At 38.0% G+C, this 25,257-nt stretch carries 25 protein-coding genes, 1 rRNA gene, 1 pseudogene and 1 riboswitch; of the genes and pseudogenes, 19 read left to right on the top strand and 8 right to left on the bottom strand.

Features of this window, described 5'->3' with window-relative positions:
* The first annotated feature begins 376 nt into the window (after positions 1-376).
* The 6 genes from AC1TO6_RS05650 to AC1TO6_RS05625 all read left to right on the top strand — a co-directional run bounded on the left by AC1TO6_RS05650 (position 377) and on the right by AC1TO6_RS05625 (position 7,887).
* Entirely contained in the window at positions 377-613 is a 237-nt protein-coding gene (locus AC1TO6_RS05650) for a hypothetical protein (protein ID WP_482100641.1), read from the top strand.
* Positions 614-879: 266 nt separating this feature from the next.
* Positions 880-2,472, top strand: coding sequence for a long-chain-fatty-acid--CoA ligase (locus AC1TO6_RS05645; RefSeq protein WP_482100640.1), 1,593 nt, complete (start codon positions 880-882; stop codon positions 2,470-2,472).
* Positions 2,473-2,885: 413 nt separating this feature from the next.
* On the top strand, positions 2,886-4,766 hold the full coding sequence (locus tag AC1TO6_RS05640) for an ABC-F family ATP-binding cassette domain-containing protein (RefSeq protein WP_482100639.1): 1,881 nt from the start codon (positions 2,886-2,888) through the stop codon (positions 4,764-4,766).
* Positions 4,767-4,784: 18 nt separating this feature from the next.
* A complete protein-coding gene (locus tag AC1TO6_RS05635) occupies positions 4,785-5,912 on the top strand; it encodes a virulence factor (RefSeq protein WP_482100638.1) in 1,128 nt (375 codons plus the stop codon).
* Positions 5,913-6,114: 202 nt separating this feature from the next.
* On the top strand, positions 6,115-6,540 hold the full coding sequence (locus tag AC1TO6_RS05630) for a hypothetical protein (protein WP_482100637.1): 426 nt from the start codon (positions 6,115-6,117) through the stop codon (positions 6,538-6,540).
* 156 nt (positions 6,541-6,696) lie between these two features.
* Entirely contained in the window at positions 6,697-7,887 is a 1,191-nt protein-coding gene (locus tag AC1TO6_RS05625; protein WP_482100636.1) for a Bcr/CflA family multidrug efflux MFS transporter, read from the top strand.
* A 201-nt stretch (positions 7,888-8,088) separates the two neighbouring features.
* On the opposite strand, the gene AC1TO6_RS05620 is transcribed toward AC1TO6_RS05625, so the two are convergent.
* Both AC1TO6_RS05620 and AC1TO6_RS05615 read right to left on the bottom strand, forming a co-directional pair.
* The gene (locus tag AC1TO6_RS05620; protein WP_482100635.1) at positions 8,089-8,982 is read right to left on the bottom strand and encodes a manganese catalase family protein; all 894 of its coding nucleotides are present in this window, start codon (positions 8,980-8,982) and stop codon (positions 8,089-8,091) included.
* 34 nt (positions 8,983-9,016) lie between these two features.
* Positions 9,017-9,238 (bottom strand): YuzF family protein, encoded by a 222-nt coding sequence (locus AC1TO6_RS05615; protein ID WP_482100634.1) that lies wholly within the window; start codon positions 9,236-9,238, stop codon positions 9,017-9,019.
* Between the two features lie 363 nt (positions 9,239-9,601).
* On the opposite strand from AC1TO6_RS05615, the gene AC1TO6_RS05610 reads away from it, so the two are divergent.
* The 5 genes from AC1TO6_RS05610 to AC1TO6_RS05590 all read left to right on the top strand — a co-directional run bounded on the left by AC1TO6_RS05610 (position 9,602) and on the right by AC1TO6_RS05590 (position 14,318).
* On the top strand, positions 9,602-11,050 hold the full coding sequence (locus AC1TO6_RS05610; RefSeq protein WP_482100633.1) for an RNA-guided endonuclease InsQ/TnpB family protein: 1,449 nt from the start codon (positions 9,602-9,604) through the stop codon (positions 11,048-11,050).
* A gap of 185 nt (positions 11,051-11,235) precedes the next feature.
* Positions 11,236-11,670, top strand: coding sequence for a BrxA/BrxB family bacilliredoxin (locus tag AC1TO6_RS05605; RefSeq protein ID WP_482100632.1), 435 nt, complete (start codon positions 11,236-11,238; stop codon positions 11,668-11,670).
* Positions 11,670-12,449 (top strand): class I SAM-dependent methyltransferase, encoded by a 780-nt coding sequence (locus AC1TO6_RS05600; RefSeq protein WP_482100631.1) that lies wholly within the window; start codon positions 11,670-11,672, stop codon positions 12,447-12,449. The genes AC1TO6_RS05605 and AC1TO6_RS05600 overlap by 1 nt, the downstream gene beginning before the upstream one ends.
* A gap of 268 nt (positions 12,450-12,717) precedes the next feature.
* A complete protein-coding gene (locus AC1TO6_RS05595; protein ID WP_482100630.1) occupies positions 12,718-13,317 on the top strand; it encodes a YpjP family protein in 600 nt (199 codons plus the stop codon).
* A gap of 836 nt (positions 13,318-14,153) precedes the next feature.
* On the top strand, positions 14,154-14,318 hold the full coding sequence (locus tag AC1TO6_RS05590; protein ID WP_482100629.1) for a hypothetical protein: 165 nt from the start codon (positions 14,154-14,156) through the stop codon (positions 14,316-14,318).
* A gap of 163 nt (positions 14,319-14,481) precedes the next feature.
* On the opposite strand, the gene AC1TO6_RS05585 is transcribed toward AC1TO6_RS05590, so the two are convergent.
* On the bottom strand, positions 14,482-14,817 hold the full coding sequence (locus AC1TO6_RS05585; protein ID WP_482100628.1) for a L,D-transpeptidase: 336 nt from the start codon (positions 14,815-14,817) through the stop codon (positions 14,482-14,484).
* Between the two features lie 454 nt (positions 14,818-15,271).
* Positions 15,272-15,355: riboswitch (cyclic di-GMP riboswitch) on the top strand.
* Between the two features lie 17 nt (positions 15,356-15,372).
* On the opposite strand from AC1TO6_RS05585, the gene AC1TO6_RS05580 reads away from it, so the two are divergent.
* The 3 genes and pseudogenes from AC1TO6_RS05580 to AC1TO6_RS05570 form a co-directional block, all read left to right on the top strand.
* Positions 15,373-16,218 (top strand): GGDEF domain-containing protein, encoded by an 846-nt coding sequence (locus AC1TO6_RS05580; RefSeq protein ID WP_482100627.1) that lies wholly within the window; start codon positions 15,373-15,375, stop codon positions 16,216-16,218.
* Between the two features lie 773 nt (positions 16,219-16,991).
* Positions 16,992-17,696: a hypothetical protein gene (locus AC1TO6_RS05575; protein ID WP_482100626.1), complete on the top strand. Its 705-nt coding sequence runs from the start codon at positions 16,992-16,994 to the stop codon at positions 17,694-17,696.
* Between the two features lie 156 nt (positions 17,697-17,852).
* Positions 17,853-18,173 (top strand): annotated as a pseudogene (locus AC1TO6_RS05570) (IS5/IS1182 family transposase); the annotation flags it as partial.
* A gap of 102 nt (positions 18,174-18,275) precedes the next feature.
* Here AC1TO6_RS05570 and AC1TO6_RS05565 read toward each other — a convergent pair.
* Positions 18,276-19,364: an extracellular catalytic domain type 1 short-chain-length polyhydroxyalkanoate depolymerase gene (locus tag AC1TO6_RS05565; protein ID WP_482100625.1), complete on the bottom strand. Its 1,089-nt coding sequence runs from the start codon at positions 19,362-19,364 to the stop codon at positions 18,276-18,278.
* Positions 19,365-19,859: 495 nt separating this feature from the next.
* A complete protein-coding gene (locus AC1TO6_RS05560) occupies positions 19,860-20,927 on the bottom strand; it encodes a sulfite oxidase (protein ID WP_482100624.1) in 1,068 nt (355 codons plus the stop codon).
* Positions 20,928-21,296: 369 nt separating this feature from the next.
* Here AC1TO6_RS05560 and AC1TO6_RS05555 point away from each other — a divergent pair, with 369 nt between their 5' ends.
* Positions 21,297-21,452: a hypothetical protein gene (locus tag AC1TO6_RS05555; RefSeq protein WP_482100623.1), complete on the top strand. Its 156-nt coding sequence runs from the start codon at positions 21,297-21,299 to the stop codon at positions 21,450-21,452.
* A gap of 626 nt (positions 21,453-22,078) precedes the next feature.
* Here the strand turns inward: AC1TO6_RS05555 and AC1TO6_RS05550 are convergent.
* Positions 22,079-22,180, bottom strand: coding sequence for a YjcZ family sporulation protein (locus AC1TO6_RS05550; RefSeq protein ID WP_482101000.1), 102 nt, complete (start codon positions 22,178-22,180; stop codon positions 22,079-22,081).
* A gap of 32 nt (positions 22,181-22,212) precedes the next feature.
* The gene (locus AC1TO6_RS05545) at positions 22,213-23,016 is read right to left on the bottom strand and encodes a LysM peptidoglycan-binding domain-containing protein (protein ID WP_482100999.1); all 804 of its coding nucleotides are present in this window, start codon (positions 23,014-23,016) and stop codon (positions 22,213-22,215) included.
* A 207-nt stretch (positions 23,017-23,223) separates the two neighbouring features.
* Here AC1TO6_RS05545 and AC1TO6_RS05540 point away from each other — a divergent pair, with 207 nt between their 5' ends.
* Both AC1TO6_RS05540 and AC1TO6_RS05535 read left to right on the top strand, forming a co-directional pair.
* Positions 23,224-23,367 (top strand): hypothetical protein, encoded by a 144-nt coding sequence (locus AC1TO6_RS05540; protein ID WP_482100622.1) that lies wholly within the window; start codon positions 23,224-23,226, stop codon positions 23,365-23,367.
* Between the two features lie 184 nt (positions 23,368-23,551).
* Positions 23,552-23,962 carry a hypothetical protein gene (locus tag AC1TO6_RS05535; RefSeq protein WP_482101018.1) on the top strand — a complete coding sequence of 137 codons (411 nt, stop codon included), beginning with the start codon at positions 23,552-23,554 and terminating at the stop codon, positions 23,960-23,962.
* Here AC1TO6_RS05535 and AC1TO6_RS05530 read toward each other — a convergent pair.
* Positions 23,850-24,095, bottom strand: a complete 246-nt coding sequence (locus AC1TO6_RS05530; protein ID WP_482100621.1) for a helix-turn-helix domain-containing protein — start codon at positions 24,093-24,095, stop codon at positions 23,850-23,852. The genes AC1TO6_RS05535 and AC1TO6_RS05530 overlap by 113 nt on opposite strands.
* A 181-nt stretch (positions 24,096-24,276) precedes the next feature.
* Between AC1TO6_RS05530 and AC1TO6_RS05525 the strand changes: the two genes are divergently transcribed.
* Together AC1TO6_RS05525 and AC1TO6_RS05520 are read left to right on the top strand one after the other, a co-directional pair.
* Positions 24,277-24,408 (top strand): hypothetical protein, encoded by a 132-nt coding sequence (locus AC1TO6_RS05525; protein ID WP_482100620.1) that lies wholly within the window; start codon positions 24,277-24,279, stop codon positions 24,406-24,408.
* 685 nt (positions 24,409-25,093) lie between these two features.
* Positions 25,094-25,257, top strand: a 16S ribosomal RNA gene (locus AC1TO6_RS05520); the annotation flags it as partial.

Below are 25,257 nucleotides of genomic sequence, written 5' to 3'. Positions count from 1 at the left end.
CATGTTAACAAACTTTTGTTCATATAGTTAAAGGAATACAAAAACTGAACCAAACCAAACCATTGGGAAACTTGAAGCTATATGACTATCTACAACTCATTTTGTAGCGCTTGTGTCGGAACACTTCTCAGGAAAAGTGGAATGATGATGCTTCTCTTAGAAGTATTATATTAAAGTCGCTCTTTTACATTTTGAAACTCACAATTTCGCAATCTGATACTTCGATAGGGACGAATGTTTGTTCCGTACATAACGATAGTCACTCTACAGCCATTTCCGTTAAACTCCACTTAACTCCGCATTGAAATTTGTGTAGTCATTTACCTTTAAAAAGAAATTAATTGGTTATCGACTAACTAGTACAGGAGGAGAAACGTTGGAAATCTATGATGTCGTTTTAATTCCACTTATCATCGGAATAGTGGAGTTGTTGAAAATGTACGGTATGCCAAAAAAATTATTACCGGTAACAGCCATTCTCTTCGGAATTGTAGGTGGAGTTGTATATATATACCCTCATGATATCAAGGCAGCAATACTCATTGGGTTAATGATGGGGCTTTCTGCGAGTGGGCTGTACTCAGGTAGTAAAACTGTGGTTAAAAGACAATGAAAATAAAATATCTCTAAAGAATAAATTTACTCAAGGTATTTATGCTTACATCGGATAATTCTGGCGTGAAAAGTAGAAATATAAAACTTACCTGTGCATTCTGGCAAACAGGTAAGTTTTTTGTGTTTTATTAAACTAATAGTTTTGCATTGAAATTTCATTTCTGAATTTATTTAGACATAAACCGCTAAAGAAAATAAGAATATTTAGTGATGACGGAAAATTCTAAATGGTATATACTAAATAAAAATGATGGGGTGAAATGGATGAATGTACCACTACTATTACCGCAATTTCTTGACCGTGCAGTTTCTTTATATGGAGAAAAGGAAGCGGTATATTGCGAAGGACGTAAATATACTTATTATCAACTGAATGAGAGAGTCAATCAGCTTTCACATGGGCTACGTGAATTAGGGATATGTAAAGGTGATAAAGTTGCATATTTAGCGGGGAATTCACTTGAAATGCTAGAGGGATTTTATGGCGTGTTTCAACTTGGAGCAGTTATGGTTCCTTTGAATATTAGATTAAAACCGGAAGACTATGCCTTTATTCTGAACCATAGTGAATCAAAAGTGCTTTTTGTCGATCAAGACCTCTATGAATTAATTAGACCAGTAATAGACAAGTTTGAAACAATCAAGCATATTATTGTTCATTATAAGGATTCTGATACTAGTGAGACGAGCTATGATGAATGGTTAGCCTCTTTTTCAACCGAGCCATTTAACCGGACTGAACTTGATGAAAATGATGTCTGCAGTTTACTGTATACGAGCGGTACCACTGGAAATCCAAAAGGCGTCATGTTGACACATCGTAACAATTACCTACATGCACTTAGTACAATGCACCATTTAAGGGTTACTGACTCGGATGTTTACCTACATGTGCTCCCAATGTTTCATGTGAATGGCTGGGGATCACCATTTTATTACACTGCAAATGGAGCTACACATATTTGCTCAAGAAAATCCACTCCAGAGTCCATTTTTAATGCGCTTAAAGAACACAAAGTATCTATTTTACACATGGCTCCCACTGTATTGAACGCATTATTGCTATACCATGATCAGCATCATCCAGTAATCGAACAAGATATTCGTGTTGTCATTGCAGGATCTGCACCGCCTCCCGCTTTCATCAATCGTGTCGAGGAAGAGTTGGGTTGGGAATTCATCCAAGTATATGGCATGACAGAAACATCACCACTGAGCCTGATTTCAACAATTCGCTCGCATTTAACGGGACTATCAAGAGCACAACAAATTGAATTAAAAGCAAAAGCTGGTTATTCGATGATTGGAAGCGATGTAAAGATTCTAGATGAACAAGGGGACGAGGTTGCACATGACGGCAAACAAGTTGGGGAAGTGGCGGTGCGTAGCCATGGCGTCATGAAAGGTTATTGGAAAAATGATCAAGCTACGGAAGAGGTGCTACAAAACGGGCGGCTATTGACGGGCGACATGGGGACCGTTGACGAAAATGGATACATCAATATAGTGGACCGCAAAAAAGATGTTATTATCAGCGGTGGGGAGAATATATCTTCAATTGAAGTCGAAGGAGTCCTTTATGGACATCCGGCAATTCTCGAGGCTGCGGTCATAGCGGTACCGCATGAGAAGTGGGGGGAAACGCCACACGCCTTTATTGTACTACGTGAAAATATGACTTCGAACGAACAGGAGATTATCGCATTTTGCAAAGAAAGATTAGCTCATTTCAAAGCAGTAACTGGGATTACTTTTGTAGATGAACTTCCGAAAACAGCCTCCGGAAAAATACTGAAAGTTCAAATTCGTGATGCTTATTGGGAAGAAAAAGGAATAAAAGGTCGCCTTGTAAATTAAAATGATAAGTAGCTTGTAAGTACAATGAGTTATGTACTTACAAGCTTTTTCAATTTCCCTCCTCATAACGAGCAATGAGAATCCGAAGAACAGCAATGTAGTTCCGAGAACATAGAGAACGCTAAAAAATGATTTTTTTCACCGTTAATTTCATATAACATTCCCATATCGATTTGGAATGCTTGTTTGACTTCTGCAGGAGCATTTGAAAAAGCTTTTGAATGATTATCACATCCTTTCTCAAGAAACGTATTGATGGAATTGTACCGCTTCATGGAATTAGTGGAAATTAATCTCACGTAACATGCATTTTTCAGATGATAAGATGCATTTAATAGTACAATACACTTTTAAAAAGCTATGTTAATCGGCTATGATAGAATAAGGTAGTCATTAGAAATGGAAGTGTAATCATGAGCCAATTAATTATTGAAAACCTCACAAAGACAGTTGGGGAAAAAACTTTGTTTAAAAATATAGCCTTTACGGTTGCGAGTGGAGAAAAAGTGGGTTTGCTCGGCATCAATGGGACAGGTAAGTCAACCTTACTGTCAATCATTGCAGGAGTCGAAGAAGCCGATTCGATTTCGACCGATCATCCGAATAGATACCGAATTGTATATTTACCTCAAGAACCTGAAGTCGACCCAGAACTTACTGTGATGGAAACAGTGTTCAAGAGTGACGCACCGATTATCAAGGTTAACTTAGAGTATGAGCATGCACTTCAAGCACTTTCTGCAAATCCTGAATCTACACTGAATCAGGACCAATACTCGAAATTTCAAAATGAGATGGACGATTTATCCGGTTGGGATATAAATTCAAAAGCCCGTACAATTTTGTCGAAACTTGGCATTGAAACGTTCGATAAGAAGATGAGTGAACTTTCGGGTGGACAAATAAAGAGGGTAACGCTCGCAAAAGTTCTAATTGAGCCTGCAGATCTCTTACTTCTCGATGAACCGACAAACCATTTAGATGTAAACTCGATCATGTGGCTGTCAGATTACTTGAAAAATGAACAAGGCGCTGTTATCTTTGTTACCCATGACCGCTACTTCTTGGACGAGTTATCAACTGGCATCTATGAACTTGCCGATAAAACGTTATATTCTCATACAGGTAATTACGGAAATTATCTTGAGTCGAAAGCAATTCGTGCGGAGATGGCAGCATCGACAGATGATAAGCTTCGCAATCAGTACCGATCTGAATTGAAGTGGATTAGAAGAGGTGCGAAAGCAAGATCGACCAAGCAAAAAGCTCGGATTGGGCGCTTTGATGAACTAGCGGAAAAGGTAAAAAAAGAAGACACGAGCGGAGAAATGGACGTCGCGCTTAAGTCGACGCGACTAGGCAAGAAAGTGATTGAAGCGGTAGGCATCTCGAAGTCGTTCGGTGGAAGAAAAGTCATTGATGATTTCTCGTGCATTCTACAATCGGGTGACCGTATCGCGGTTGTCGGACCTAATGGTGCAGGAAAAACGACGTTATTGAATATGTTATCCGGTGAAAGTGAACCGGACAGCGGAATCATCGACAAAGGAACAACAGTAAAAATTGCTCATTTCCAACAACACACGCCAATAATGGATGAGAAAAAACGAATTATCGAATATATTCGTGATACGTCGAATGATATCGAAGATGCTGATGGTGTCCGCATTTCAGCTTCTCAAATGTTGGAGCGTTTTTTATTTCCTACACAAGCACACGGGACACCCATCGGTAAACTATCAGGTGGCGAGCGAAAAAGACTATATTTACTAAAACTACTTATGGAACAACCTAACGTCATGATTTTGGATGAACCGACAAACGACCTCGACCTTGAAACCCTTTCTGTATTGGAATCTTTCATCGATACATTCCCGGGTGTTGTTATCACTATCTCACATGACCGGTTCTTCTTAGATCGTACATCAAAAAAAATATGGGTAATGGATGGATCAGGGGATGTCGACACCTGGTTTGGTATTTATTCTGATTTCCTAGAAACGTATGTACCAAAAGAAGTAGTGGTACACGAACCAATCGTTAAAATAGAAGAGCCGATTCAACAGGAACTAAAAAGGAAGATATCGTACGCTGAAAAGAAAGAATATGAAACAATTGAGTCGGACATCGAGAAAGTTGAGAAATTAATCGAATCCACGGAAGCAGAAATGGCGTCCACTGGGTCTGATTACGATAAATTAAGAGATTTAACGTCATCACTTGAAGAATTGAACGGTAAATATGAAAGTCTTATTGAACGCTGGTCGTTCTTACAAGAATTGAATAAGTCCTAACGAAAGGGGCAAATGAACTTGAAAATAGTAACGATTGAACCGACACCAAGTCCGAACTCAATGAAAATCATTCTCGATACTGAGCTACCCAAGATGATAAGTCATAACTATAAAAAAGAGGATATGGGGTCCGCACCGCACCCGATTTCAGCTTTATTGAACATTCATGGCATAAAAGGAATTTACCATGTCATGAACTTTATGGCGATTGAACGCATAGGGAACGTTGCATGGGAAACGATACTTGCTAGTGTCCGAGCCGTTTTCAATGAAGAGCAGAGTGAAGAAACGGAAATTGAAGTGGAGATCGACGATAGTTTTGGCGAAGTATACGTACATGTTCAAACCTACAAAGATATTCCGCTACAAGTAAAAGTTTTTGATAGCGAATCAGAAGAGCGTTTCGGTCTAAGTGACCGTTTTGTACAAGCAATGGAGAAGGTTCATGGGCGTGAAGTGGAAAATTATATTTTATTGCGTAAATGGGCAGATTATGGAATTCGTTACGGAGAAAAGGCTGAAATCGGTGAAACAGTGATTCAGGAAATAGAGGCGGCTTATCCAGAAGAACGATTACTTGAGATTGTCCGTCAGGCGAATGAAGGACAAAGTGAAGGTGTCCAGCGCGGTAGAAAAATTTCACTGGAGGACTTCTCAGTTGACCAATGGGAGAATAGATTTCAACTACTTGATCAAATACCTGATCCAGACATGTCGGATGCAGCACTTCTGGAGCGGGCACTGGACGATGAAAAGATGTCAATTAGACGCCTCGCAACGGTTTACCTGGGTATGATTGAAGACGTCGCAGTTATTCCGTATATTGAAAAAGCACTTAAAGACAGAAGTTGGGCGGTGCGTAGGACGGCGGGAGACTGCATGAGTGACCTTGGTTTCGAGGGGTTCGAACAGGCGGCAATTGAAATATTGAATGATAAGAATAAACTAGTTCGCTGGCGTGCGGCTATGTTTTTATATGAAACAGGAACTGAAGCGGCGTTGCCTGCTTTGAAAAAGGCTGAAAACGATCCGGAGTTCGAAGTTAAGCTTCAAATTCGTATGGCAATTGCCCGAATTGCTGAAGGCGAAGATGCTAAGGGATCAGTTTGGAAACAAATGACAGAGGCGCGAACAGGCTCAAAATAGTAATATAACGAGTGCAATTATTTAGATGTTTAACGTTAGTGGATGTGAGAACTTACATTTCGCTAACGTTTTTTCTAAATAACAAAAACACAAGTGTCTGTTAAGAGATGCTAGAGCCTTTACGTGAAATCTCTATCTTGCGTCTTATCCACAGTACGTGGTTTTCTAGTTTCCTATGCTATGAAAAATGGGAGGAAGATGAATGAAACTGTTGAAAATCCTTATCCTCCTACTATTAATTATCGGCGGAGTAGGATATGGAATCTATCATTTTGGAACCAATATCGCATCGGACAAAATAATGAACGTTGTAACTACTGAATTAGAAAACAGTGGACAATTAAACGAAATCAAACAAATGGTGGCTGAGGACCCTGAATTAATGCGTATCATTGAAGAAGGTGCAAATGTTGATAATAATAATCTTCCTTTCACAACAAAAGAGCAAGCAACAAGAGTTTTAATCAAAAAAGTCGGATTCAGTGAACTCCAATCTATTCACTCTAAAGCTCAAAGTGGAATGTCGAACGAGGAAATACAGGAACTATTAGTGGATTTAGAAGGAAAGCTCACAGAGGAAGAAATTTTGGCATTAAAAGTTATCGCTTATAAAGAATTCTTAGAATAATGCTAATCTCAATCATAAAAGTAGGATGATTTGAAACAAAATCATCCTACTTTTATGTTTGGTGTTTTGGTGATATAGTAGAACACTTGTGATTCTTCCATAGGATATCATCACATACCTATGCAATTTTTTATCAGAGAAAGGTCGTTATTGAACGTGGGACCACTTAAAGGAAATAAACGAATACGATTTGCATTACTTCTGGGAACATTAGCAGCATTGGGACCGTTAACAATTGATATGTATCTACCTTCATTTCCGACAATTGTAAGTGCTTTTGGTACTACGGCTACCTATGTACAGGTGAGTTTAACTGCTTGCCTCCTAGGTATAGGGTTAGGTCAACTTATAATCGGCCCAATGAGTGATGTACATGGACGGAAAAAGCCGTTGCTGATGGCACTTATTGCTTATTTTGTCGCATCAATTTTATGTGTAATTTCTCCAAATATCGGCTTTTTCATTGCAGCGCGTTTCTTGCAGGGTTTTGCTGCCGCTGCGGGTATCGTTATCTCTAGGGCTGTCGTCCGAGATTTATACAGCGGACGGGAATTGACAAAGTTTTTTGCTTTGCTCATGCTTATTAATAACTTGGCACCAATCCTCGCACCTGTTCTTGGGGGAGGCATCCTAGCGTTTACTGAGTGGACTGGTATATTTGCAGTCTTGAGTGCAATCGGCTTTTTGTTGTTTGTCATTGTTTTATGGAGAATGGATGAAACTTTGCCTGAACAAATGCGCATGCCAAGTAATCTCTCTCATACGATAAAAAACTTTCTGTCACTGTTAAAAGATAGACAGTTTATGGGGTATGCACTTGCACAAGGTTTCATTATGGCTGGCATTTTTGCTTATGTCGCTGGGACACCGTTTGTTTATCAAAATATATACGGAGTTTCTCCGCAGACATTCAGCATATTATTCGGTATGAATGGATTTGGACTTATCATCGGCGCGCAGGTAGTAGGACGCTTAACGGGTGTTGTATCTGAAAAACGATTTTTAGAATCGGGTTTGTTCCTTTCTATTACTTCAGGCACATTGCTGCTGATTGCCGTGTTATTAAATGGACCACTTATTACAATCGTTATTCCTATCTTTTTTTTCGTCGCTTCGATTGGGATCATTTCGACATCATCCTTCTCACTCGCGATGGAAAAGCAAGGGCATATTGCAGGTAGTGCATCTGCTTTACTTGGATTACTACCATTCATTTTAGGTGCAATCACGGCGCCACTTGTTGGAATAGCAGGAGAAGAGACAGCAATTCCAATGGGAATCATTATCTTCGCATCAAGTTTAATTGCAGGCCTCGCGTATTTTAGACTCTCAAGAGTCAAAGTCTAACAAAACTAACAGAAAAACAGCCGCCCACTCAATTGAGAGTAGGTGGCTGTTTTTCAGAGATTGTAAACACAGTTTTATGGAAAGGGAGCAGCATTTAATGGTGGTGTTAGAATTAAGATGTATCTGGGCTAAGTGTTAAACGTCGATATTTTCGCGTTTATTTTGTGGGCAAGTTTCAATTTTGAAATGACCCATTCTTGACTACATACCCGACAACAACCGCCGAGCAATTTGCTCATACTCATCTCTGCCGATACCGGGTGCAAACTCTTCAGGGATACCCTCAAAATCAGGAATTTCATAGCCTTTTGGCATGCCTTCTTTTACAAATAGCTTTTCACCACTACTTGGATTGGTCCCTTTCCAAATCTGACGTATGTCCTTGTATTCTCCAGTATCATTCCAAGTAAATAATACATTACCGTATCCTAGATTTTCATATTTTCTTGCAGTATCAAAGACGCGATTATCTAAATTAGGTATTGGTAGCATCTTTGTCAAGTCAGTGCCAGTGGCCATTTCTAACGCTTTTGCATAGGCGAGTATATGTGTACCTCCTCGAACGAGCAAATAACCAATCATTTCTCTTGCTGTTGGATGGTCTGTCATTTCATATACACGCATTTTATGCGTTCTTGCCCCGCATTCAAGAAAGAAGTTATGCAATAGGTCAAGTACTAAATTCCCACTGGAAAACACATAATCTCCGCGCCATGGATTGCCCATTGAGTCTCCAGGCATTGAAGTTTGTGCATTTGCTATGAAGGCATACGTATTCCGCTTATCTTTAGCGTTTTGTAAAGGTGTTAAGTTTGGGTCTGCTGTAAATGATGTACCTTTGTTCACTATATTTATCGTGTTAGAAACGAGTTCAACATGACCGAATTCCTCTGCTGTAATACTCGCAACTAAATCATAGAAAGGCCTGAGCTTTCCTTTCTGCCTGAAATTAAATGATTGGTACATATAGTTATTAAGCGTTGACATTTCTCCAAACTTTCCGCCCAACAGTTCCTGAACCGCAGAAGCTGCGTTAGCATCCCCGTATTCTGGGATAGGTAGATCAATCGGTAATTGATTTACACGTTTGATCAATTGATTCACTCCCCTCATTATGAATCTTTGAAATTCATGTAAGTGTAACCCAGACAATTTCTTGCAGTCTAACGTAAAATGGCGTGTCGCTCACGTTAATTACAACATGATCAGGCATGACTGTTATTAATAAACCTTGTATCGGATTTTTCGTTGTTTGAATAACGATATTTTTTGACCTGAAATTTAGTAAGGATTGATAAAAGTAAGGGTCAAATACACTTACCATTTTAACTTCCGATTGTTGTCCATTCATACTTATCCCACCTCTCTTCAGATTCGACCTAGTATATGGGCGAAGGCGGAACTTTATGATTATGAGGTACTGCATGGATCCTGATTAGTATATTTAAAGTAGATAGTAGCAAAAAATACTTGGTGCAAAATTGTTAAAAGGCGACTGCTCTTTTCGAATGGATGTCAGTATGTATCGATGGCCAGGAAGGAAGTAACAGCACAAGCTCGATTGAGAAGGTGGCTATTTTATGATTAAGCCGAGAACACCCGTGACTTCAGTCGTGGGATGAATTGGCTTTCTTTTTTTCGTTATAAAGTGATATCACTTTACGAACTGACATTCTATTTGGTAGAATATTCTTACGAAGGGTGGTGAGAAAATATGGAACTGAAAAAAGATTACCGAACTTATCAAATCAACATTAAAAAAGGACATAGAATATATTCTTATTTCGATGAACTTTGTCTAAATAGTAATAACCTATATAACACGACAAATTTCTTTATCAGGCAGGTATACACTTCTTTAAACAATGAAGGTGTGTTACAACCTTTACAAATAGAAGTAATGAACACACTTCGTGACAATATTGATAAAATGAATGTCAATCAACAAAGAGCATATAGCAAAAAATTAGAAAAAGAACAAATGAAACCAAGAGACGAACAAAAAGAAATAAAGGAAATTCTATTTGAGTTACCTTCAAAAGAAAAGCCCTTCTTAGGTTACAATTTTCTTGATTGTCTTTTTAAAACAATTAAACAAAAAGACTATTATTCGTTGCCAGGTCAGATAAATCAACAAGTTCTTAGAAATGTCGTGCAAAATTGGACTAGTTTTTTCGCAAGTTTGAAAGACTTCAAAAAGAATCCAGGAAAATATACAGGAAGACCTTCTATTCCTGGTTACCTACCTAAAGGAGGCAGGAAAGAATCAACTCTTTCTAATCAAATTTGCAAAATTAAAGACGGTAAATTCCTGAGCTTTCCAAAAACCAAAAGAAAAATAAATATCGGTAAGTTAGCAAATTTCAATGGTAAGTTTCAACAAGTGAGAATCATACCCAGGCACAATTGTTTTACTGTTGAATTAGTCTTTTTAATCGAGACGAAAAAACAATTATCCGCCAAAATGGAACGATGCATGAGTATCGATTTAGGTCTTGATAACATTGCAGCGCTAGTTTTTAATACAGAGCACGTTCCAGTCCTTTTTAAAGGCGGTAAAGTTAAATCTATCAATCAATGGTACAACAAAATGCGCGCTTACTTCTACGCGGCTCTTCGTAACGGGAAAAAACCAAAAGAAGGAAACTTCCAGTCTAAAAAATTAGTGAAATTAGATTCCGTAAGACACAGACAAATCAAAGACTTTTTCCATAAAGTTAGTTTCAATATCGTGAAAATAGCCGTGGAAAGAAACATTGATGCAATTGTTATTGGCAAGAATGCGGGTTGGAAACAAAAAATAGAATTAGGGAAAAGAAACAATCAAAACTTTGTCCAAGTGCCACACTCATTGCTAATAGATTTAATCACTTACAAAGCGAATGCCGAGGGTATATCAGTAATTGTAACTGAAGAAAGCTACACATCTCAGGCAAGTTTTGTAGATGAAGACATTATTCCGACCTACAAATCGGGGAATAATACAAATCACATTTTCAGTGGAAAACGTATAAAACGCGGTATTTACCGTACAAAAAGTAAATCATTAATAAATGCAGATGTGAATGGTGCAGCAAACATCCTAAGAAAAGTAGTGCCGAAAGCATTCGCTAACGGTATAGCGGCTGTGTGTTCCCAGCCTCAATTGGTCAATGTGCGATAGCACTAACCCTGAAACCCGAGACTTCAGTCGTGGGAGGTTCATGCGTTCGTAATAACTAAAAGAAATCATAGAATCTAACATATAAAGTGAAGAACCGTGAAAAATTATGAAAGACAAGGTAGAATAGAACTCGTGGAACTTGATTTACAAAGCGATTTTGAACACATATGAAAAGGGGCGAAAACATGAATGCTTACGATGAGTACATGAAAGGTATCGTTAAACCGATGCGTGAAGAGCTTGTAGGGACTGGATTTACGGAATTAACGACGTCTGAGGATGTCGAAAGTACTATGAAAACACTTGAGGGGACTGCACTGGTAGTGATCAACTCGGTCTGTGGATGTGCCGCGGGTTTGGCACGCCCAGCTGTCAGAGAAGCGTTAAAAGGAGCCGAACATAAACCAGATCACTTGTTGACTGTATTTGCTGGACAGGATAAAGAGGCGACTGAAATGATGCGAGATTATTTCCCAGAAGTACCGCCGAGTTCACCTTCGATTGCCCTTTGGAAAGATGGAGCATTAGCTTATTTTATACCAAGAGAACAAATCGAAAATTTCGAAATGGAACAAATTAAAGACCATCTATCAGAAGTACTCGACCAAGTTTGTAAATAATGAGTACAGTCATTACGACTGCCGGCAGACCAAATGATAAATCGATACAACTTGCATTAGAAGCTTCTAGAGCTCTCGGTTATCCGATTGTCGAACGAAATAAACAGTCTATTCACGGGATGCAGAAAACTAGTGGCGCGGATGTGCTTGTAGCAGGCAAGAATCGCTATGAGTTATATCGGATTGGAATGGAGGACCCATTTTTCTTTCATCCCAATTCGGCCGCGTTCAGATTGAAACGGCTTGCGAACGGGGAAAAGGATCCATTAATTGAGACAGCTCAATTGCGCAAAGGAGATTCATTTCTTGATTGTACGCTTGGTCTTGGATCAGACAGCATTACCGCATCTTTCATAACGGGAGAAAACGGCAAAGTGTTAGGGATTGAAGCTGATCCTTCTATTGCGTTTATAACCGGCCGGGGACTTCGTTCATTTCCTTCCCATTCTGAACAACTTACTTTGGCCATGCTAAGAATAGAAGTTATTCAGTCGGAGGCGATTGATTATTTAAGCAAGCTATCCGATTCTTCCTGGGATATTGTCTATATAGATCCGATGTTTCATACACCTATTGTAGAATCATCCAATTTCACACCACTGCGTCAAGCTGGTGTACATAGATCGCTTACAGATGAATGGATAGAACAGGCACAACGTGTATGTAAACGGCGTGTTGTTGTAAAAGATCGTTTTGATTCACCCGTATTCGAAAGATTTCATATGGAACAAGTAGTAAGACCGAATACGAAATTCCATTTTGCTTTTCTCCAAAAGTGAAGAAATTAAAAACGCCGTCATCCAAAAGAAGCGGACGACGGCGTTTATAGCTATTAATGTGTGAAATTCAATGAGCTTAGGTATAGGATCAATGCGAGCATCCCTAGGCCGATAAACAATTGTACATCCATTAATGAGTACCTCCTTCAAGAAAACGAACATTTATCTACGTTATTATTGTACAATGAAAGTGAGAAAGAAGAAACCTTTTCAATAGCTTTTCGTCAAAATAGAATATTAAAATATACTAAATTGCGGGTGAGATACTATGAAAAAGTGGTTCCAGAAAACGCTCATTGTTGCCGTAGCACTTTTGACATTTGGTGCAATTCCACCAAATCATGAAATTTGGACTAACTTGCAAGACAAAGGTCTTTCAAAAATTTCGGATAGACCCTTACAGAGTACAGATTATTCGATTGGATTAGCCGATTCTTTAGATGAAGAAAATCTGATGGGGAGCTCCGATTCCTTAGAAGAACTATTTATCACTTCTGCAAAAAGATTATCCTATATGAAATTCGGTACAAAAGTTGGGCCAGTAATTGCCGATGATTTTGATAATATCATTTTCCCGAAAATTGAAGAAGCCATTCAGATGACACTTGAAAAATCCGATAATCTTCATAAACGGCGTTTAGCTATCAGTGAAAAGCCTGCCGGAGATTATTCGGAGAAAATATTTAATGTATATGATTTGGATGATAGGAAAGATCTTATTCGTTTTCATGTACGAACTGAGAAAAGGCCTCAAGACGGCTACTTCTATAACTTTCATTATCATATCGCCGAAGATGAATTTACAGCTCATTACTCAATTGGCGACATATATTGGGCAAAAGACACACCTCCAAAGTGGTTATCTTAAATAACCATGCTGGGGGTGTGTTTTTATTTAATTTTTGGATGCCTTACCTAAAGGGTTTATGAGCGGAAAAGTCATTAATTAGCGACTCTAAACACTCATAAATAACCATTAGTAAAATTTGATATGGACAATCTTCTCAGGTGTCTGATTACACTGGGGAGGTAGACCAATTACATGTAAATATCCGGCATCTTCCGTTCCTACTATCCAGTAACGATATTATGATTGATTTAGAAAAGTATCAATGGGTGATGAAAGACAGTCGTGAGGTAAAAGTAGAATATGAATTAAACCGCGGGGCCAATGTACAGGGGATGTTAACGAGTCCCTTAGGAGTAGGCTACTTATTTTACATGTTCATGCACGGTATCAGCAAAATGAATCTTTTTTCAGGAAGCTTTTTGATTACAAATAAATGCGTATTATGGTTGGTGATAACTGTTAATAGAGGTGAATGATTCATCTAAATTAATTTGGAGGTGAAATATTTATTAAAATTCTCTATCTTTTTTTACTTTTAGGAATTCTATCTGGAGCAGCTATTACTTATTTCTATGGTCACATACCTTTCTTGTTCTATCTAGTTATGCTTGTGATTTCAGTCATTATCGCAATAAAAGTTCGGAAATGAAAAGTGGCGTTATGTCAACCAGAGGTGTATTACATATACAAACCAGTTCAGTAACCGAATTCTTTGTTCAACTAATTGGCTTTCGATTACTCGAACAAGTAAGATTTTAAATAATCTATTTGACACAAAACACGTTCCATTCATTCTGCCAATGAATGGAACGTGTTATTTTTATTGTCTTTTTACGGAAGGGAGAAATCAAATCATGTTCTTCAAAGCTAAAATCTGTAGAAATAAGCTGTATATCTACCCTGAAGTCGAAGCCCTTGTAGCAAAACAAAGCCCAGCGGAATTAATCGAGCTGGGTTTTGTCGTGCTTGAAACATCTCTTCTATTGTTGAGGATGTCGAACGGGAGGTTGAGTATGTAATGAAGTTTTGTGAGCAATAAGACCGCTGATTGCAATTCCGCGGCCTTAGACACAGTCACCTTAATGGTGTAGCAGCAGTATTGTCGAACCTGGCGATTGATAAACGTGGGGGTATTTGGCAGTATACACAAACTATGCAGTAAAGGATACGAGGATAACAGAGTCATTTATGAATGACAACCCTTGTACCTATTGGAACTCTAGATGATAATTCTAGAACATCATTATTAAACATTCTAATACATCCACGTGAGACATTCTTACCGATTGAAGCTGGGCTACTTGTGCCGTGTATACCGTAATGAGGCTTTGATAATCCCATCCAAAGCACTCCAAATGGACCTCCGGGATTACGTTGTTTATTGATGATCGTGTATGTCCCAGAAGGTGTCGGTGACAATATTTTTCCAACTCCAATTGGGTAAGCTTTTATAAGCCTGTTTCTATCAAAAAGTTTTAATTGATGTTGTGAAGTAGACACGTCAATCCATATCACCATGAAAATCAACTCCGTTCTTTGACTAATGTATGAATTAGCCTAGGAATTTGTGAATTAACAGAAATTAATAGAACAGTTAATGAGGATAGAAAGCCAAAATGCTTAATGAACAGTTTAACTATTATACGCCGTGAAAGATAAATTTCTTACCCTATTGAGTGTAGTTGTATAAGGCTTCTTCAACTTTATTGCTTTAGAGACCAAATAAAGTTACTTTGTTGTTATCCATCAGAACACGTTTCATAACTGATGTCATAATTGAGTGAAGAATGAAATAACTATAAAGATGCTGGGTTACAAATATAGGAATTTAAATTACAATAAAGTAATAACAACATCTTCAGCTAACTAGCAGCTTTAGTTCATTAAGAGACACTGGACACAGATGAAAATCAGGTAATTTAGTTAACATTGGAAGTATCTAACTGTTGTATACTTATATACTTAGCAACTCTATTGAAAAAGGCAAAGTTATCGAAAGGTAATGACGCAAAACCACAGGTCTAAAGCATTAAGCTATGACGGCTGGGTTACCGAAAGGGGTAAGGAAGGTAATTGAAAGAAAAACGTTTTAAATACTCATTAATTATTATTTTTTTATTTACGGTTGCCCTAGTTCTTATTGATACGACTATAAGTGAGTATGCGAGAAGCCATTATCCATTTATATGGTCACTCTCTCTGATTCCGATTATTATGATTATGAATATGTATCCTAAATGGAAAGTAATTATAGGGTCCGGAGTCTTTTATAGCTTTTTGAAGTACATAACAGAGTTTGGTCAGAAAATTAACCCTGATAATAGCGAAATCAATGCACTTATTTTAGGTTCGCTCATTAATTGGTCTATTACTCTAGCTATTGGATACTTCGTAAACAAGTCTTATAAATTATTTCTAAAAGTAGAAGAGCTTACCATTACAGATTCATTAACTGGTATTTATAATCGAAGATATTTAGAGCTTTTTATGGAAAAATCTATTCCTATTTATAAAAGGACGAACAGTTCTTTAGTTTTTATGATGTTAGACATAGACCATTTCAAAGAAGTTAATGATAATTATGGTCATCAATGTGGGGATGAAGCTCTTAGGCATACTTCAAGTATTATTAGCAATAACGTAAGAAACTTTGATGTCTTCGTTCGTTTTGGCGGAGAAGAATTTGCAGTTATTCTACCAAACACCGAAGTTGCTGAAGGGCTAATAATATCAGAACGTATACGTGAGGCTGTTGAGAAATCAGAGTTCATTTATAAAAATGAACGTATTCATTTTACAATCAGCATTGGAGTATCTTTTTACAATGGGGATACCGCGGAGGAGTTTATTGAAAAGGCAGACAATGCTTTATATAAAGCAAAAGAAGGTGGTAGAAATCAGATAGCAATTATTAATTGATAGGACTTTTGCTACTAGTTATTTTATAGGAGCTTACTAATTTAAATGAATACTCTTTTTTTTCACTAACGAGTGTGAAACCTCTGTAATGGAGGTGGGTGAACAGCCCCAAGTCTAGCGATAGGTAATAATTATTTTTCAACTGTGCATTGCACTGATCGGGTAAGAACGTGGGAACATCACTTCATACAATGATGCCACAGTGCAAGCTCTTCGATTAAGAGTAACTTGAAACTTATAATTAAGAATATCATCGTTAGATGGTTTGATTGGAATTTAATATTTTGACCATCGATTAAATCAGTTTCAATTTCTCCGTGTGACCTAATGCAAAGCAGTTTATTACCAATAAATGAAACTTCTCATTAGTCTTGGACGTATCTTAATATAGGAGCTATATTTGATAAGTTGCTGGCTTCTTAAGTTACTGCTAGGGGGATTGATTTTATCTATTGGATTCTAGCTATATTCTATAGTGTCATTATTTTAACTATGTTATTTACAGGACTGCTTAGTAATTTATTGTTCTTCATTATCTCAGTAATAGCAGCACTAATTATTGTTTTTAAAGAAAGAAGTAACTTGAATGAAAATAGAAATAGGCAGATTATTGCACTTGGTTTTTTTACAGTCATATCTCTATGTACAATTGTTATTGTCTTTTTCAATAGAGAATTAATTGTGTAAAGGTGTTAAGGGAAGATAGAACTGCTATGTATGTTTTTTGCATACATAGCGGTTCTTTTTAATTTTTATCAGAGGAGGAAATAACAATGACACTTAGTCCGTATTCTTTATCACACGATTGGTCGCTACACTGGACACGTATCCCATCGAATATAAAGCGCTCAAACTATGTAAACGGAGAATCACCGAAAGAACGAAAAGCATTAGAGGCACTAGCGGCAGTGGGATTAATCGGGGGAACACAACTCTCCCGGTTATTTTCTTTGGATAAGAAACGATTAAAACGTATGGTTTCAGAGAAGAAAATCGTTCGTCATGAAATTCATCGAAACAAGCAGGTCATACCAATTTACACACTCGGAATAAGCGGGGCAGTCGTTGCTGGGTTGAATGACTGTTACGAAAGTAATTATTGGGTTGGATACAAAGCGGAGGATGTTTTAAAACGACTTCTGTTTTTTCAATTGTTTCAACATTTTCCGGAATCTAAAATTTTGCCAACACTAGAACCATTCAGTGGGGTGATCCAATTTCAAGGCTGGCCAATCTATGTATATGTATTGCGTGGAGATGTAAATGATTTGCTCATATATTTAAAGTGGAGCGGTAAACATTTCAATGAGCATCTAATCATTATTAAGGAATCAATTAGACATTTACAACCACTAAAGGTAACTGCCAAAACTCTCAAGGTTAGGGTGGCTGTAGATGTGGATTTACGGGATGATAATGAAGACCGTAAAAGCTGTTTTATTTATTGGATGAATCTGCTGAGTTTGTTAGCGAAGTAAAAGTATAGGAGGAATATAGAATTAGCTTGTGATTCGATACTCTGAATACCGGTGATAAGAAGGACGCCGAGTTAAAACAGAATTATTTTATCTATCCAAAGATTAGTCATTTAGGAAACACCCTTTACTTTGGATTGCGATATCGAATGAAGATGAAATGTTCACGACAGTCAGGTGTTTGAGCAGCTAGTCCAGAAAATCATCGACTAGGGTGGGACGTCCTGTAGTCGTTGCCACTGATGTGCAGCCTACAAGACATCAATCATTGCGAACTACCTTTTAGAGAATCAAGTTCTTCCAGCACTTCCATACAAACGACCAATGACAAAGGAGGGATTCTTCAGAAAATATGAGTATGTTTATGACGAGCATTTCGACTGCTATCTCTGTCTTGAAGGACAGGACCTAATGTATCGAACAATCACGAAGGAAGGATACCGCCAGTATGCTACAACTCCTTCTATTTGTGCCTCGTGCCGGGGAATAGAATATGACATTGAATAAAAAAGTTTGATCCAAATGAACTCCCATATGGCTCAAATAAAAAATTCGTCAACCTTGATTGATTGGTACGGTTCTTTAATTTTTTGTTTTATATTTTCTTTTTATAAGTTTTGAAAGTAGGATGCTAAAAAAGTTCTTCTTTGGTGATTCGTCCTGTGGATTGAATGGTAGCACAACTGGTGCCGAGATTGAATTTTTGGCCGAAGTCTCAATCAGTTTTTCATCCGGCTGTTGTTGATGATTACTGAAAAAACTCCATATAATTTCTGTTGCATTTGGACCCGAGGGATCGGTGTAAGAACCATTCGGGCTTCCACCAGACCAGGCATGCCCCATTTTATCAATCATCCAAAGTTCCGATAATGGCCCACCGTCCCCATCAATATATACATGCTTGGTATAGCTATATCCATTTATAATATCTGATTTGACCAGGGCAGGGGTAACATCAGCAAGGCCTATACCTTCTTCAACGAGAAAATTGGTTTGAGCCCATTGGGTGATAACCTGCTGGCCGTTAATGGGGTGGACCGTTGTATCACAGATTCCATGGAAAACAATCACCCCTATTTTTTTCTTATACTCTCCCATCTCTTGAAATGCACTGTTTCCGCATGCATATGGGTCAAACACGCCTTTCTCCATACTATTCTTAGCTTCCTTAGCCATCGGGTCGGTTAGAAAATATACATTGGCAGCATCATAGGCTAGTCCCGAACAAATTCCGATACCGTTAAAGACATCTGGATACGTAACACCAAGAATACAGGCTAGTGCCCCGCCTGCTGAGAAGCCCACAGCGTATACTTTATTTGAGTCAATCTTGTATTTACTTTTGACCTCATTTAAAATCTCGTAAATTAGCTTGGGATGTCCCTTACCGCGGTGTTGATTTTCATCTAAAAACCAGTTCCAGCAGCCAAAGGGGTTATACCCGGCCAGATCTGTAGGATTTAACAGATGGTTCATATCAGGATAGAGGACAAGGAATTTTTCCTTTTCAGCAAGTGTGTTCATGTTTGTGCCTGCAGCAAAATCATCCGGATTTTGTTCACATCCATGAAGCATCACCAACAACGGAGACTCTTTATCTGAATTATATTGACTGGGAACATATAGCTTGTATTTAAAATCGTAATATATAAAATTGAGAAATTCCCCCAAATCTCTTGACCTCCGTTTCTATACTCTATTTACTTATCTTACTCCAATAGTTGTCGCAATATTTTTACTTGTTTTACTACTTTAACAGAAAATAAGTGATTTAGAGAGTAAAAGGTAGAGGGGAAAGTTTCAAGGAAATTGATGACACGACTGACAGGTAAGGCACACTGGTTGGAAAAAGGGACAAGAGTGGGATCAAGCATGAAATGGCATGGTCCGGGGTGTTAAGTAACTTAAAATCTGTATAAGGGATAATAAAGTTGTTTAAATCCTAATAATTTCATTTAAAACTTAAACGTCGATTATGCTATTCAACAATCGGACCATATTATTGAAGAAGAAAAAACTATATATAATAAATACTATTTTGCATAAAAAAGAACAACAATAAAATTATATGGAGGTTTAAGATATGGGTGTATTATCAGCATCGCCCACTAATGAACCAGACGTGTAAGCAAGAGTTCATTAACATTCAAATCTTTACTCAGTTTTCTATTCAACCTTAACAATAATTTTATCAATTGCATTATATCCGTAACCTTTTCTGTTCCAGAAAGGGAGGGATGGTTGAGTCCTATCATAAGAATCTGTCGCTTTTGTCATAATCTTATATTCACCTTTCTCCAATACAGTCCACCCATATGACCAAGTAGTCCAATCATACCCAATATTATTTTGGTTTTCTATTAGTGCACTTGACCATGATTTTCCGTTATCAGTGCTAACTTCCACATTTTTTATATAGCCTTTTCCTGTCCGCGCAATGCCTTTGATTAAATGTTTACCCGTATGAACAACATCCATATCTAACGGCTTCTGTATGGTGGAATTAACGTTCATTGTTGTTACAGGAAAAGAATGATAGTTATCGTCCTTGTTTGGATAATAGACGTAATCAATAGATTGAAAGGGGCCTTCAAAATTATTATCAATTACCTTAATTTGTTTAATCCATTTTACAGAAGCCATGGCATACCACTGAGGAACAATTAACCTTAAGGGGAAACCATGCTTAAAAGAGATAGGCATATTATTATATGTGTAAGCAATGATAGTGTCGGGATGTAAAGCTATTTCTATTGGTAAACTCCTGACATATGTATAAACATTATTTAAGTCAGTTCTTTTTCCATAATCATATCCTTCCACTATCACTTCTTTTGCCCCTTCTATAATTCCAGATAGTTCAAGGAGGAGTCTTAACGGAACTCCTTTCCAATAACCTTGGCTAATTGCCCCTTTTCCCCATTGCTCACCGAATACTTTAGGTTCAAATAAACTACGTTTATTACCTGCACATTCAAGGACTGCTTTAACAGTTTTCGATGGTAATCGAAGGATATCTTGCATGGAAAGTATTTTTTGGGTTGTAACAGAACCGTTTATTGGAATCCAATAGCTAGAATAAGAAAGCGTTGGATAAGAAAAGTGGTTTCGTCTATAAAATAAATGATTATTTAGTACATCAGTCTCAACAAACTTAACAGGTGTTTCCTGATTTTCAGGTTGTAAACTATGTGTAGTTAAAAATGGCTTTAAGAAAGGATATTGAGAATTCAATATAAATTCCTCCTGAAAAAATGATAATTATAGTTATGTTGTAAAAGAAATAGCTATTCATTTTTTAAGATTAATTTTAATTACATATTTAAAAAGATCTTCAGCAATCGGGTGCGATTGGTGGACAACCCGACAATTTAACGACATTACTTTTGCATCACCCACAATCATATGGGATATTTACGCTAAATTGTGTGAGATATATTAAAAGTCGATTCAATCCTCTGGGATACAGTCGGCTTTTTTTATGACTTCTGCCTTTGCAGGTACCATTTAATGATCAATGGGAAAAAATAACTTGACTATTTCAAATAGTAATACACAAGCTATAAATGATCAAAAAACAGTCAACAGAAAGGTGGGGTCAAAATGAAGAATAACATTCAGGTATTACCAATTGTAGCGGCCATTGGAATTGGAGCTGCTGCCTATAGCCTGATGACCGGTCGCGGCGGACAATTACAAAATATAATTCCTCAGTTATCTAACATGAGCAATCAAGGCACAGCAAACCAGCAACAGTAATCTACAACTGGAACAAGCCAATAATTTAGCGGCGAAAGCATATGAAATCAATTCTAAAAGATTTTAGAGCCAGAAGAAGCGGAGAGTTTATGCCTTTCAACGCCTTCTAGTCATTGTAGGCATTGTCCGTTTGCTATTGAATGTTATCGAAAGTTCAGTAGCTATTAAAATGTAGAAACAACATGCACCGACGGGAATAGCTGTCGGTGTTTTTATATTCAAGTAAATAGAGGAGGAGAGATGTATATGACAACGATTGCCATATTTGAAGCTATTGCATTTATGTTTGTCACAGGAACTATAACAGCGGCTTCGTTTCTGATTGGGTTTAATCAAGGGAAACAGCAGTTACTGAAATACTAAATAAGTTAAGTCGGAGAAATTTCGCATTCTAAGCGGCCAAGGTTATTCATGTTATTTCATAGGAAAGTAAAAATGAGCTGGGAGATGTATTCCCAAGCTCATGTATTTTACTGTTCATTTATTACTAATGCGTTAGTTGAAGAAGCAATCAATATAGTTTTATTGTACATATTTACAAATCTTTCTTTATCAATAACATAATGCACAGTGTTTATATACAAAGGAGAGAAGCTGAATTACAATCCAGCTTCTTTCCTTTTATTTTAGTTTAACAATGCAGCACCAATGATGATCAAAAGGATAAACAATACAACAATCAATGCGAATCCCTTTCGCCCATTAGAATGAGTCAACCTATCGCCCATCACAATTATGCATAAATACAAGGTAAACTTTCTTAAAAATAGACTTTTGTCTTTACTAAGTCTTGGATACTACCATCTTTAGCGCTTCTTGTGTAAACCCAAAGTTCACCAGTATTTGATGTAGGGGTTCTGTTGAATGGTAAAGTGCTTGTAAAATTTCCGTACTCAGGAGCTCCTTTATTAGCCATTGTAGAACGTTCGTTAGAAACAATAGTTCCGTTAGCGTCTCTTAATTGATATAAAACATTTGCTTCAAACGCTCTTGCCTGACCCTCTATTCTTTGTCCATTAACTACTATTGTTCCCGGAAGTGGAGTCCATACGACAATGTTTTGAGAGGTTGGTAAAGGGAGAATTAGCTCATATTCTGGCCAAATCAGATCACCTTGGTAACCTGGTCGGTTTTGGTTAGCCATTGTTATGCTTGAAAGGGAAATTCCAAATCTATTCGAAATCGATGAAAGTGTATCACCTGATTGTATTTCGTATATAAATACAGGTACTGTCAATGGTTGATTAGGGAAAATAATGTTGGGGTTTACTAAATCATTAATACCAGAAACTAAATCACTAAATGCATCAAACCTAGAAGCAATCTTATTAACTGTATCTCCGGATTTAACAATATAAGTTACTTTTCCGGTTTTAGAAAGGACTGGGACGACAAGTACATCTCCAGGATAAATAAGACCAGGATCAGTTACCGGCTGAAATAAATGATTCGCTCGTCCTATTGCTTCAACAGAACTTCCAAATCTCCGAGCTATTGAAAATAATGTATCGCCCTTACTCACTGTGTAAATATAAGTTTTATTAAAAACTATTGACAATATCATCACCTCCATTTTAATTTTTAAAAGAGTCTTACTCAAAGAAGAATCTATCTAATAAGATATTCTTGTAAAACAAAAAGGACAGGGACGATCATCTTGAGTCATTCATGGAATTATCAAAAGAATTATAAACGGGAAGTGTCAACGGTACATGTCTGACCGGTTGAGGTTCAAAAAACACAACACCATATTGAAGGTGAAAAGTTTACGATGCAGACCCGCACAGAAAATGGATTTACATTCTTTGTGAAGTTGGGGGAAACAAAAGGGGGGAGCTTAGGCGCAGGCGAAGACGGTCGAGAAGCCGAAGGAAGCCGCGAAGTCGGAGAAGAAAGCGTCCGTAGTAGCGGTTAAGTCGGTTGAAGAAATCGCGGCAGACTCAAAGGCGAAAGTAGCTGCGGATGCTAAGAAAGCTGACGAAGCAAAGGCGGCTGAAACCGTTCTCGTAAATTTGAAGGCACTCGTAGCGTTGTCATATAGCGTTATATCCGATGTCAAGCCGAGTCCGCTCGGCAAAGGAGATTGGGGAACGAAGTAGGTGATCGTATCTGATGCGTGGTACGTTTCGGCTGAACACGAAAAGGAACGTTTTGCTGAATCGATTTGCGGCGCAGTTAAGCTTACGACAAACGGCGAGGCGGCGCTCGTACATTTCTACGACGCGTATTATAAAGTGCCAGCGAAGGAAAAGGTATTCGGAGGTTACGATATTAAACGGATATATATAGAAGGAATCGGAAGGTCTTGCGCAAATTGGCGTTGGTTTTTTTCCTTTAGCCATGCGGATATCGCACAACATAAAAAGAGCCGCGCACTCAAGCGCCAGCCCTTTTCGGTTATTCTCCGTATTCAATTATCATTACGTCGTGTATTCCGTACGGCTTACCGTTGTCGTCCTTATCGAGCGTATTCAAGGCGTTTACAATCTGTTCTAGTGTGTCGAAGCTAATCGACTTGCTACCACCGTTGCAGAGCTCGTTTAGCGTTGCCGGGCGAATCTTGCGCTCGACAGCTACGGCGTTGCGCGTTATGCCCACATCTTCGAGCTTTTGTCCGAGTGTTATTTTTACGTTTGCTTGCATCGTTTCACTCCGTTCTACATATTATGTATGACGTTAAGAGTAAGACTTATTATATAATAAACTATACTGAATGGAGCGGGTATATTATGACAATCACAGTAGAAATCAGCGCAATTGAACGACTAAAAGCAGCAGGCACTAGCGTAATTCACAATTTCGACGAACTCGGGAGGGGGCGCTTATGATGGCCTTGCGTCGCTACTTCATGGCCGACGATGACGAAGCGGTAAGCCCGTCGGATTATGTATGGATGACAGTAGGCTACGGCGTCCCTATCATAATTACGCTATTTACGGTACTATCAGTTTATTAATCGGGATGGGGGCGATTATATAAAGCAGTGGACTCCGATTCGATTGAAGTATGCTCGATAAGATTTTGTTGTATGTCGAAAACAATGAGACGATAATATAAATTGGGTTGATAGCGAAGCTTACGCTCGATGAAGATTACGTCCAATGGTAAAGAAGAGTGTAGATGGATCATTGGATTTGACTAGGAATCGTCAACTTGCTATTGGAAGGTATTGGAATAGGAAGATGTTTAATTTCTAATGATAAAAAGGGATTGAGATAGTGCACACCGGCGCCGTTGAAATAGAAATGAAAACTATTTTAAATGAGACTTGTATTTCATGAGATGGAATGGTATATTTACTAAGTTGCTTTTGCGACATAATGAAAACAACGAAAAAAGAAAGTGAAATTAGTTGTTGACATGAATTTGAAAAAATGTTATGATATAAAGGTTGTCGCGAAAAACGATAACCACTAAAGATGAAGGATGCAAGTTGATTCTTCTGACATGAACCTTGAAAACTGAACAGCAAAACATCAATGAGATATCGCGAGAGTGTGAACGCACTTGAGCAAATGTTTCGAAGTAAGTTGATTTCGGTCGACCTAAAAGGGACACACACAAGAATCTTCGGATTCGAGTCAGCAAGAAATGAGCTATTCGATTTCTTTATGGAAAACTATTTCTTTTAAGAAATAGTTCTTATGGAGAGTTTGATCCTGGCTCAGGACGAACGCTGGCGGCATGCCTAATACATGCAAGTCGAGCGGAAGTTAGAGAGCTTGCTCTCTAACTTTAGCGGCGGACGGGTGAGTAACACGTGGGCAACCTGCCCTACAGATGGGGATAACTCCGGGAAACCGGG

The sequence above is a fragment of the Sporosarcina sp. Y352 genome (assembly GCF_056786535.1).
The sequence above is the reverse complement of the archived record's forward strand: the minus strand, read 5'-3'. Positions and strand labels throughout refer to the sequence as shown.

Bases quoted from the DNA above. Each gene is read 5' to 3' on its own strand.
- AC1TO6_RS05590 (WP_482100629.1), top strand. From the start codon at position 14,154: ATGTTCTTCAAAGCTAAAATCTGTAGAAATAAGCTGTATATCTACCCT.
- AC1TO6_RS05630 (WP_482100637.1), top strand. From the start codon at position 6,115: ATGAAACTGTTGAAAATCCTTATCCTCCTACTATTAATTATCGGCGGA.
- AC1TO6_RS05550 (WP_482101000.1), bottom strand. From the start codon at position 22,180: ATGGGCGATAGGTTGACTCATTCTAATGGGCGAAAGGGATTCGCATTG.
- AC1TO6_RS05555 (WP_482100623.1), top strand. From the start codon at position 21,297: ATGAAGAATAACATTCAGGTATTACCAATTGTAGCGGCCATTGGAATT.
- AC1TO6_RS05600 (WP_482100631.1), top strand. From the start codon at position 11,670: ATGAGTACAGTCATTACGACTGCCGGCAGACCAAATGATAAATCGATA.
- AC1TO6_RS05540 (WP_482100622.1), top strand. From the start codon at position 23,224: ATGCAGACCCGCACAGAAAATGGATTTACATTCTTTGTGAAGTTGGGG.
- AC1TO6_RS05530 (WP_482100621.1), bottom strand. From the start codon at position 24,095: ATGCAAGCAAACGTAAAAATAACACTCGGACAAAAGCTCGAAGATGTG.
- AC1TO6_RS05640 (WP_482100639.1), top strand. From the start codon at position 2,886: ATGAGCCAATTAATTATTGAAAACCTCACAAAGACAGTTGGGGAAAAA.
- AC1TO6_RS05545 (WP_482100999.1), bottom strand. From the start codon at position 23,016: ATGATATTGTCAATAGTTTTTAATAAAACTTATATTTACACAGTGAGT.
- AC1TO6_RS05525 (WP_482100620.1), top strand. From the start codon at position 24,277: ATGATGGCCTTGCGTCGCTACTTCATGGCCGACGATGACGAAGCGGTA.
- AC1TO6_RS05615 (WP_482100634.1), bottom strand. From the start codon at position 9,238: ATGAATGGACAACAATCGGAAGTTAAAATGGTAAGTGTATTTGACCCT.
- AC1TO6_RS05585 (WP_482100628.1), bottom strand. From the start codon at position 14,817: ATGGTGATATGGATTGACGTGTCTACTTCACAACATCAATTAAAACTT.
- AC1TO6_RS05610 (WP_482100633.1), top strand. From the start codon at position 9,602: ATGGAACTGAAAAAAGATTACCGAACTTATCAAATCAACATTAAAAAA.
- AC1TO6_RS05645 (WP_482100640.1), top strand. From the start codon at position 880: ATGAATGTACCACTACTATTACCGCAATTTCTTGACCGTGCAGTTTCT.
- AC1TO6_RS05575 (WP_482100626.1), top strand. From the start codon at position 16,992: ATGACACTTAGTCCGTATTCTTTATCACACGATTGGTCGCTACACTGG.
- AC1TO6_RS05605 (WP_482100632.1), top strand. From the start codon at position 11,236: ATGAATGCTTACGATGAGTACATGAAAGGTATCGTTAAACCGATGCGT.
- AC1TO6_RS05595 (WP_482100630.1), top strand. From the start codon at position 12,718: ATGAAAAAGTGGTTCCAGAAAACGCTCATTGTTGCCGTAGCACTTTTG.